Genomic DNA, 10,012 nt, shown 5'->3' with positions numbered 1-10,012 from the left:
GCGTTGTCCAGCGCGTTGGCAAAGATGACACAAAGGTCGAAGGCGTCCAGGCGTCCGTCCTCCGGCAAACGCAGGGAAACCTCCGCCGGGATGCCCCGGGCCTCCGCCAGGGCCAGCTTCTCCCCCAGCAGCGCGTCCACCGCCGCCTCTCCCGTCCGGTAGGGCGGAGCCAGGGCGGCGGAGGCCGCCTCCAGCTTCCCCAGATACCGCCGGGCCTCCTCCATCCGCCCGGCAGAGAGAAGGCCGTCCAGCACGGAGAGGTGGTTTTGGAGATCGTGGCGAAAGGCGCGGGTTTTCTTANAGCGGGCCTGGGCCTCCGCCACATAGGTCCGCTGGGCCTGGACCGACTGGCTGAGCAAGTCCAGCTCCGCCTGGGCTCGGACGCCCCGGCACGCCCGGCGGCAGGCGTACAGCGTGCACAGCAGCGCCGCCAGCCCCATGGCCTGGAGGGCCAACAGGGCCATGTGCCGTCCCAGCGGCTCCGGGGCGAAGGACAGATGGCTGTAGGCCGTCTCCAGAATATAGAGCTCCGCCGCCAGGAAGAACAGGCCGGGCAGGGGCAAAAGCCCCAGATTGGGCTCGTCCTCCCCCAGCGGGANGAGGCGCAGAACCAGCCCATAGCACAGGGCGCACAGGGCAATGGACGCCAGGACCGACAGCACGACCAGGGCATACAGGGGCAGGCCCGTGGACACATGGGGATAAAATGCAGCCTCCACGGAGTTCACCATGCCCGCGGCCATCTGAAATACACACACCGCCAGCAGCGCCGCCGTGCAGGAGGGGACGGGCCGGTTCCGCAGGGCCAGGCGGCTCATGGCGTACAGGGCCGCCAGCGCCGCCGCCATAGCTGCCGGTGCGCCCCACCCGGCGGCGCTGGAGACGGCTTCAATGCCGGAGAGCAGCAGGACGTAGAGGGCAAACTGCCACGCCCTCCCCTGCCGCCCCGTCAGGCGGCAGAGAAAGGTCATGTGCAGAAGGCCCTGAGCGGCCAGGGTCACGGCGTTCAGGTAAAGCGTAAACCAGTCCATGTCATTCCCCCCGCTCTCGCATCCGGCGCAGCAGCGCCTGGGTCAGGTCCCCCTCCCGGAGGCGGGAAACCGGGACGGCCTCTTCCCCGCTCAGCCTCACCTGTCCCCCGCCGCAGCCCCGCACGTGGTCCAGGTTCACAAGATAGCTCCGGTGGCAGCGGAAGAAGCCGCTTCCCAGCCGCCGTTCCAGGTCCGCCAGCTTGCCGTAGTAGTCCAGGACGCTTCCGTCCCGGCGGTGGAGGTAGATTTTCCGCCCCAGCACCTCGCAGTAGACGATCTCGTCCAGGGGGACCACCTCCCAGGCCGTCCCCCGCTGGATGAACAGCGTCCGGGACCGCCGCCGCTCCAGGGCCTCCAGGGCCCGCTCCAGGGTCCGGCGGAGCCGGGCGGGATCCGGGGGCTTCACCAGGNAGTCGAAGGCCTCCACCTCAAAGGCGTCGAAGACCTNCTCCCGCAGCGCCGTCAAAAACACCACCAGGCATCCGTCCCCCCGGCGGCGGAGGGCCCTCGCCGTCTCCATGCCGTCGGGCGGGTCCATCCGGATGTCCAGGAAGACCAGGTCGAAGTCCTCCCCCGCCTCCAGCAGGGCCTGTCCGCCGGAGAAGCGGGCAAGGCGGACACCCCGGCAGCCCAGTTCTTNCAGGCAGTCCGAGATCTGGGCGGAAAGCCGGTCCAGCATATATGGTNCATCGTCGNAGACTGCGAAACGNGGCATCATCATCACCATTTTACAGCGTAGCAGAANNAAGGAGGCGGGACAAGCCCGCCGTTTTGAAACGCCGGATTTTTGTCATGAACGACCACCCCGCGTCCTTGAACAGCGTCAGTATACCACCAAACGCCTTGTGTGAAAAGAGGAACGGGTCTGTCCAATTTGACACCAAAATAGACCTGTGGTAAAATTAGGCTGATACTGTCAGGAGGTGGTTCAGCCTATGGCTTACACCCGTGAATACTTCCAGTCCTCCGCAGATTTCCTGCGGACGAAAACGGACCTTACCCCCGAAATCGGCGTCGTTCTGGGCTCCTGCCTGGGGCCCTTCGCCCAGGCCATCCAGGACCCGGTGGAAGTGGACTACGCCGACATCCCCCACTTTCTGCTCTCCACCGTGGCCTCCCACGCCGGGAAGCTGATCTTCGGCACCGTGGCGGGCAGGCGGGTTGTCTGCATGTCCGGCCGCTTTCACTCCTATGAGGGCTACTCCTTTGAGGAGCTGGTCATTCCCGTCCGGGTGCTGAAGCTGCTGGGCGTCAGGACCCTCGNCCTCACCAACGCCGCCGGGGGCGTCAACACGGACTACCGCCCCGGAGACGTGATGGTCATCCGGGACCACATCAAGCTCAACGGGGACAGCCCCCTCCGGGGGGCCAACGCGGAGGACTTCGGCCCCCGGTTCTTCGACGTCTCCCGGATGTACACGCCCAAGCTCCGGGCCCTGGCCCTGGACTGTGCCAGGGACTCTTCCCTCCGGGTTCATGAGGGAACCTACATGTTCTTCCCCGGCCCCCAGTTCGAAACCCCGGCGGAAATCCGGGCCGCCCGCGTCCTGGGGGCGGACGCCGCGGGCATGTCCACCGTCACCGAGGCCCTCACCGCCGCCCACTGCGATCTTCCCCTGCTGGCCCTGTCCGTCATCACCAACATGGCGGCGGGCGTGCTGGACCGGCCCCTAAGCGGCGAAGAGGTGGACGAGACGGCGGAAGCCATCGCCGGGCCCTTCAGCGAATACATGAAAACCATCATAGCCGCCATTTGAAACAGGAGGAAACGACCTTATGAAGCTGCTGCTGAAACACTGCGACATCCTCGCCGCCGGGGGGGCGGGCTTCCGCTGCCTGGAAAACGCCTATCTGGGCGTGGACGGGGATACCATCGACTACATCGGGACGGAAAAGCCCCGGGCCGCCTATGACCGGGAGAAGGACCTGTCCGGCCGGCTGCTGCTGCCGGGCCTTATCAACTGCCACGGCCACAGCCCCCTGGTGCTGCTCCGGGGCGTGGGCAGCGACCTGAGCCTCCAGGAGTGGCTCTTCGGAAAAATCATGCCCATCGAGGACAAGCTGACGGCGGAGGACATCCNGCTTGGCAACCAGCTGGCCCTGCTGGAGATGATCTCCACCGGCACCACCAGCTATTCCGACATGTATTTTGAGCCTCAGACCGCCGTGGAAAACGCCCTGGCCTGCGGCATCAAGGCCAACATCAGCCGCCCCGTTCAGTGCTTTGACAAGAACGAGTCCTACGCCGGGAACTTCCGGGCCAGGGAATCCATCCAGCTCTTCCAGGATTTCCACGGCGCGGGGGACGGCCGGGTCCGCATCGACTTCTCCGTCCACGCGGAATACACCTGCTTCGAGCACATCGTGGGCCCCTACAGCGCGGACTGCAAGGCCCTGGGGGGCCGGATGCACATCCACCTCTCCGAGACGAAAAAGGAGCACGACGAGTGCGTGGAGAAATACGGCAAGACCCCGGCCAGGTGGTTCTATGACCTGGGGACCTTCGACTGCCCCACCGCCGCCGCCCACTGCGTCTTTGTGACGGAGGAGGACATGGCCCTGATGCTGGAAAAGGGCGTGAGCCCCATCCACAACCCCACCAGCAACATGAAGCTGGGCAGCGGCTTCGCCCCCATCCAGCGGATGCTGGACCTGGGGCTGAACGTCACCCTGGGCACCGACGGGGCCGCCAGCAACAACAATTTGAACATGCTGGAGGAGCTCCACCTGGCCGCCGTTCTCCACAACGGCTACCACCGGGACCCCACCATTTTAAAGCCCGCCCAGCTCCTGGCCATGGCCACCCGTCACGGGGCGAAGCTCCAGGGCCGGGAGGACACCGGCGAGCTGGCCGTGGGCAAAAAGGCGGATATCATTGCTCTGGACCTGACCAAGCCCCACATGGTCCCCAATTTCGACCCCATGGCCCTGGCGGTCTACTCCGCCCAGGGCAGCGACGTGGTAATGACCATGGTGGACGGGAAAATCCTCTATGAAAACGGCGAATTTTTGACCCTGGACGCGGACAAAATCCTGTATGAGGCTAATGCCGCCGCCAGGCGGCTGCACGGCTGACGAACGAAAACCGACAGGAGGGCATGATGAAAAACTTTACCTACTCCATTCCCACGGTGGTCCACTTCGGCGAGGGCCAGATCAAAAAGCTGGGAGCGGAAATTGCCGCCAGGGCCCGCAAGGTGCTGGTCGTCTACGGCGGGGGCAGCGTCAAGCGCAACGGCGTCTTCGACGCGGCCGTCGCGCAACTGAAGGCCCACAATGTCCAATGGGCCGAGCTCCCCGGCGTGGAGCCCAATCCCCGCATCGCCACGGTGCGGGAGGGCGTGCGCCTCTGCCGGGAGCAGGGGCTGGACGGCGTGCTGGCCCTGGGAGGCGGCAGCGTCATCGACTGCGCCAAGGGCGTGGCCGCCGGGGCCCTCTACGACGGGGACCCCTGGGACTTCTCCGGCAAGAAGCTGACGCCGGAGCGGGCCCTGCCCATCTTCACCGTGCTGACCATGGCGGCCACCGGCTCCGAGATGGACAATATCGCCGTCATTTCCAACCCGGAAACCAACGAGAAGGAGTCCTTCGCCGGGCCCTGCTGCTACCCCGCCGTGTCCATTCTGGACCCCACCTACACCTATTCCCTCCCCGCCGCCCAGACCGCCGCGGGCACGGCGGACATTATGTCCCACACCTTCGAGAACTATTTCAGCCCCATTGAGGACAACTACCTGGCGGAGAGCCTGGCGGAGGCCATCCTCCGCTCCTGCGTCAAGTACGGCCCCAAAGCCATCGAGACCCCGGAAGACTATGAGGCCCGGGCCAACCTGATGTGGAACGCCGCCTGGGCCATCAACGGCTTTTTGGACATGGGCAAGCCTGTGGCCTGGAGCGTCCACCGGATGGAGCATGAGCTCTCCGCCTTCTACGACGTGACCCACGGCGTGGGCCTTGCCATTCTGACCCCGAACTGGATGCGCTACGTGCTCAATGAGAAAACCGAGGCCCGCTTCGCCCGGTACGGAACCGCCGTCTGGGGCCTGGACCCCGCCCTGCCCCTCCGGGAGCTGGCGGAACGCGCCATTCAAAAGACCCGGGACTTCTTTGCCTCCCTGGGCCTCCCCGCCACCTTGTCGGAGCTGGGCATCGGCCCGGAGTACTTCCCGGAGATGGCCCGGAAGGCCCGGACCGCCGGATTTGACAAAACCTTCGTCCCCCTCAGCGCGGAGGACATCGTCCGCATCTACCAGATGAGCCTGTAAGGCCCCTCCTCCCCCGGAGATCCGGGGGAGGAATCTTTTTCCCCCCTCCCGCATAGACTGTCAAATAGTCTCAAAAACAAAAGGAGGACCTGCCGTGAACATCTTCAAAACCGCCGCCGGGGACGTGGACGACCTGATCTTTCAGGACCACTGGCTTCCAAGCGACCGCTGAACCCCCGCCGGGCGCCGTCTTCACGGCGTCCTTTTCGCTTTAACGCGTTGACAAGCTCCCGCGCCGCGCTTATACTGGTCTCGTACTTTAAGAAGGAGCGTGATCCCTATGGACCTGACTTTGAACCGCGCCGTGCTGGGCCTGGAGCTGTCCGGCATCCGCCGCTTCACCTTCCTGGTGCGGGACACCCCCGGCGCCTGCGCCCTGACCATCGGCGAGCCGGACCAGAACACCCCCGACGTGGTGAAGGAGGCCGCCAAGGCCGCCCTGGACCGGAACGACACCCACTATCCCCCCGGCAACGGCTATCCCTACATGCTGGAGGCCATCTCCAAATTTGAGGAGCGGGCCCACGGCCTCAAGTACTCCCCCGACGAGATCATTTTGACCATCGGAGCCACGGAGAGCCTCTTCATCGGCCTGTCCACCGTGCTGAACCCCGGGGACGAGGTGATCATCCCCACCCCGGCCTTCAGCCTCTACGAGTCCATCACCCAGCTCTGCCGGGGCGTGCCCGTGGCCCTGCCCACGGAGGACAACCGCTTTCAGATCGACCCCCATGCCCTGGAGGCCGCCATTACGCCCAGGACGAAAGCCATCGTCCTCACCTCCCCCAACAACCCCACCGGCTGCATCTACACCAAGGAGACGCTGGACGCGATCCATGAGGTCCTGAAGGACAGGCCCATCTTCGTCCTCTGCGACGATGTGTACCGGAGCCTGGTCTACACGGAGGACTACCACAGCTTTGCCGAGTTCGATGATTGTCGGGACCGGATTATCGTCATCAACAGCTTTTCCAAGCCCTACGCCATGACCGGCTGGCGCTTGGGCTGGTGTCTGGCGGACGCCCCCATCCGGGACCGGATGCAGATCTTCCACCAGTACGCCGTGGTGTCCGCCCCCGCGTTTGTCCAGCCCGCCTGCGCGGCCGCCCTGGAGAGCGACACCTCTTCCATGACGGAGCTTTTCCGCAAGCGCCGTGACTACGTATACCAGCGCCTCACGGACATGGGCCTGGAGGTCCAGAAGCCGGAGGGGGCCTTCTACATGTTCATCAACATCAAGAAGTACGGCATGGATTCCCTGACCTTCTGCGAGAAAATGCTGAAGGAAGGCCTGGTGGGCCTGATCCCCGGCGTGTACTTCGGCACGGAGGGCTACATGCGCCTGAGCTACTGCTATTCCGACGAGGATTTGAACGAGGGCCTGAATCGGGTGGAGCGTTTTCTCAAGACCCTCTGAGGTATGCCCTTTGGCGGAGTGCACAAATTTTCCTCCCGATTTTATATGATTGAGTTTGAGCGTTCAATATTGACTTTGATTGAAATTGGCGATATTATNAACAAGGCAATCGAAACCAGCCATTTCCAATCAGAAAGAGGGGGTGAACTATGCTGGCTGAACAACGCGCGGAACAGATTCTCAGGGAGCTGGCCCAGCGGCGGGNCGCCACGGTGACGGACCTCTGTCAGGTGACGGGCGCTTCCGAGGCCACCATCCGGCGGGACCTGAACGCGCTGGCCAAGCAGGGAAAGCTGAGCAAGGTCCACGGCGGCGCCATGCTGCTGGGCGGAGAGTTCCACGGCGAGGAGCTGGACATGGAGACGAAACGGGGGCTCTTCACCCAGGAGAAGGACCGGGCCGCCCGGTACGCCGCCGGGCTCATCGGGGACGACGACGTGGTCTTCCTGGACGCGGGCACTACGGTCCTCCGGATGGCCGAGCACCTGCGGGCCTCAAAAGCCCTGTTTCTGACCAACAGCATCGAATGCGACTGCCGCCTGATGGAGCGGAACCTGCGGACCCATGTGCTGGGGGGGATGCTCAAAGCGGGCACCATGGCCCTCATCGGGGCGGAGACCCTGGCCGCCCTGCGGCGGTACAACTTCACCAAGGCCTTCCTGGGGGCCAACGGCGTCACCATCGCCCAGGGCTTCACCACCCCGGACCCGGAGGAGGCCGCCGTAAAATCCCTGGCGGCGGGCCGGGCCCAGGAGGTCTATGTGCTGGCGGACTCCAGCAAGTTCGGCCAGGTGACGGCGGCGGTGATCTTCCCCATTGAAGCCGCCTGCATCATCACGGACCGCCTGCCGGACCGGCAGTACCGGGACTACACGGACGTCAGGGAGGTGTGAGCGTGGTCTATACGGTAACGCTGAACCCCGCCCTGGACTATGAGGTCCTGGTGGACGGCTTCCGGGCCGGGGAACTGAACCGCACCAGCTGGGAGCACATGCACTTCGGCGGCAAGGGCGTCAACGTCTCCACAGTCCTCCACGGCCTGGGGGTCGGGACCACGGCCCTTGGCTTTGTGGCCGGGTTCACCGGCAAGGCCCTGGAGGACGGCCTGAAGGCTCGGGGCATCCCCACGGACTTTATCCGGCTGGAGGAGGGCCTGACCCGGGTCAACGTCAAGATCTGCTCCGGCGGAGGCGGCGGGGAGACGGAAATCAACAGCCAGGGCCCCGCCATTCCCCCGGCCGCGATGGAGGCCCTGCTCCAAAAGCTGGACCGCCTGGGCGCGGGCGACGTGCTGGTCCTGGCCGGGTCCCTGCCCGCGGNGCTTCCCTCAGACGTGTACCAGACCATTCTGGACCGGGTGGAGGGCCGGGGCGTGCTGACGGTGGTGGACGCCGCCAGAGATTTGCTGAAAGGCGTCCTCTCCCGCCGTCCCTTCCTCATCAAGCCCAACAGCGCCGAGCTGGCGGAGCTCTTCGGAAAGGACNCCCTCACGGAGGAGGAGGTTCTCGCCTGTGCCGGAAGCCTCCAGGAACAAGGGGCCCGGAACATCCTGGTTTCCATGGCCGGGGATGGGTCCGTCCTGCTGGACGAGACCGGCGCGGCCCGCCGCCTGGGGGTGCCCCCGGGAACGGCCCGCCGCTCCGTGGGCGCGGGGGACTCCATGGTGGCCGGATTTTTGGCCGGGTGGCTGGAAACCCGGGATTACGCCGCCGCCCACCGCATGGGGGCCGCCGCCGGGTCCGCCACCGCCTTTTCCAACGGCCTGGCCTCCGGCGAGGAGATCCGAACGCTCCTGCCCNTGTTCTGACCCCCGCTTTCCCTTAGCCGGGAGGCGGCGCACCGCTTCCTGTCCCTGAATATCATCATGAGAAAGGACGTTCATCTATGAAAGAAAGAGTCCAAAAATTTGGACGGTTCCTCAGCGGCATGGTCATGCCCAACATTGGAGCCTTCATCGCCTGGGGCCTGATCGCCGCCTTCTTCATCCCGGACGGCTGGTTCCCCAACGACACCATCAACGGCATGGTGGGACCCATGCTCCGCTTTCTGCTCCCCATCCTGATCGGCTACACCGGCNGCAAGGCCGTGGGCGGACAAAAAGGCGCGGTTACCGGCGCCCTGGCCACCCTGGGCGCCATCGCCGCCACGGAGAGCACCATGTTCATCGGGGCTATGATCTGCGGCCCCTTGGGCNGCTGGTGCATCAAGAAGTTTGACAAGGCCATGGAGGGCCATATCCCCGCCGGCTTTGAAATGGTGGTCAACAACTTCTCCGTGGGCATCATCGGCGCAATNCTGGCGATTTTGTCCATCTACGTCATTGCCCCCGTCTGCGTGACCCTCACCGACTGGCTGGGCGCGGGNGTGCAGTTCCTGGTGGACCGGAGCCTGCTGCCCCTCACCGCCGTCCTGGTGGAGCCCGCCAAGGTGCTCTTCCTGAACAACGCCATCAACCACGGCGTCTTTACCCCCATCGGCACGGAACAGGCCATGGAAATGGGCAAGTCCATCCTCTTCATGATTGAGTCCAACCCCGGGCCGGGCCTTGGCCTCCTGCTNGCCTACTGCGTNGCGGGCAAGGGCGAAACCCGCTCCTCCGCCGGAGCCGCCGCCGTCATTCAGTTCGTGGGCGGCATCCATGAGATTTACTTCCCCTATGTCCTCATGAACCCCATCGTCATCCTGGGCCCCATGATCGGCAACATCGTGGGCATCTTCACCCTCTCCGCCCTGGGCGGCGGCTTGGCGGCCGCGGCCTCCCCCGGCAGCATCATCGCGGAAATGCTCATGACCCCCAGGGGCGGATACCTCGCCAACATCGCGGGCATCGGCATCGCCGCCGTGGTCAGCTTCCTCATCTCCGTGTTCCTGCTGAAATTCTTCGGCAAGGACGCCAGCCTGGAAGAGGCCCAGGCCCAGGTCGCCGCCTCCAAGGCCGCTTCCAAGGGCCAGGCCATCCCCGCCGCCTCCGCCGGAGCCTCCGTCTCCGCCAAGGACGTCCGGAAGATCGTCTTCGCCTGCGACGCGGGCATGGGCTCCTCCGCCATGGGGGCCACCATGGTCCGCAACAAGCTCAAAGACGCGGGCATCACGGACATTGAGGTTATCCACTACCCCGTGGGCGAGATTCCCGGCGACTGCCAGATCGTCGTCACTCACCACGAGCTCTCCGGCCGGGCCGCCCAGCGGGCTCCCCAGGCCCGGATCATCCCCATCAAGAACTTCATGGGCGCGCCGGAGTACAACACCCTGGTGCAGGAGCTGCTGGACGCCCGGAAGGGCGGTTCCGCCCCCGCCGC

9 protein-coding genes are annotated in these 10,012 nt (G+C 65.2%); 7 read left to right on the top strand and 2 right to left on the bottom strand.

Features of this window, described 5'->3' with window-relative positions:
- Together JX325_RS08720 and JX325_RS18110 are read right to left on the bottom strand one after the other, a co-directional pair.
- The coding region (locus JX325_RS08720; protein WP_204790772.1) for a sensor histidine kinase at positions 1-1,031 on the bottom strand (1,031 nt) is incomplete at its 3' end.
- Between the two features lies 1 nt (position 1,032).
- The gene (locus tag JX325_RS18110) at positions 1,033-1,746 is read right to left on the bottom strand and encodes a LytTR family DNA-binding domain-containing protein (protein ID WP_279380519.1); all 714 of its coding nucleotides are present in this window, start codon (positions 1,744-1,746) and stop codon (positions 1,033-1,035) included.
- Positions 1,747-1,966: 220 nt separating this feature from the next.
- Between JX325_RS18110 and JX325_RS08715 the strand changes: the two genes are divergently transcribed.
- The 7 genes from JX325_RS08715 to JX325_RS08685 form a co-directional block, all read left to right on the top strand.
- Positions 1,967-2,788, top strand: coding sequence for a purine-nucleoside phosphorylase (locus JX325_RS08715; RefSeq protein ID WP_204790771.1), 822 nt, complete (start codon positions 1,967-1,969; stop codon positions 2,786-2,788).
- 19 nt (positions 2,789-2,807) lie between these two features.
- Positions 2,808-4,106 (top strand): amidohydrolase, encoded by a 1,299-nt coding sequence (locus JX325_RS08710; RefSeq protein ID WP_204790770.1) that lies wholly within the window; start codon positions 2,808-2,810, stop codon positions 4,104-4,106.
- Between the two features lie 26 nt (positions 4,107-4,132).
- Positions 4,133-5,296 (top strand): iron-containing alcohol dehydrogenase, encoded by a 1,164-nt coding sequence (locus JX325_RS08705; protein ID WP_204790773.1) that lies wholly within the window; start codon positions 4,133-4,135, stop codon positions 5,294-5,296.
- A 280-nt stretch (positions 5,297-5,576) separates the two neighbouring features.
- A complete protein-coding gene (locus JX325_RS08700) occupies positions 5,577-6,713 on the top strand; it encodes a pyridoxal phosphate-dependent aminotransferase (protein ID WP_204790769.1) in 1,137 nt (378 codons plus the stop codon).
- 149 nt (positions 6,714-6,862) lie between these two features.
- Complete coding sequence (locus JX325_RS08695) at positions 6,863-7,606, top strand: DeoR/GlpR family DNA-binding transcription regulator (RefSeq protein ID WP_204790768.1); 744 nt, start codon at positions 6,863-6,865, stop codon at positions 7,604-7,606.
- Between the two features lie 2 nt (positions 7,607-7,608).
- Positions 7,609-8,520 (top strand): 1-phosphofructokinase, encoded by a 912-nt coding sequence (gene pfkB / locus JX325_RS08690; RefSeq protein ID WP_204790767.1) that lies wholly within the window; start codon positions 7,609-7,611, stop codon positions 8,518-8,520.
- A 77-nt stretch (positions 8,521-8,597) separates the two neighbouring features.
- A partial coding sequence (locus JX325_RS08685; protein WP_204790766.1) for a PTS mannitol transporter subunit IICB occupies positions 8,598-10,012 on the top strand: 1,415 nt, incomplete at its 3' end.

It is taken from the genome of Oscillibacter sp. CU971 (genome assembly GCF_905219725.1).
Lineage (GTDB): Bacteria > Bacillota > Clostridia > Oscillospirales > Oscillospiraceae > Oscillibacter.
The sequence above is the reverse complement of the archived record's forward strand: the minus strand, read 5'-3'. Positions and strand labels throughout refer to the sequence as shown.

What these genes read in the sequence shown, in the direction of transcription:
- JX325_RS08705 (WP_204790773.1), top strand. Translation starts at nt 4,133, where the DNA reads ATGAAAAACTTTACCTACTCCATTCCCACGGTGGTCCACTTCGGCGAG.
- JX325_RS08700 (WP_204790769.1), top strand. Translation starts at nt 5,577, where the DNA reads ATGGACCTGACTTTGAACCGCGCCGTGCTGGGCCTGGAGCTGTCCGGC.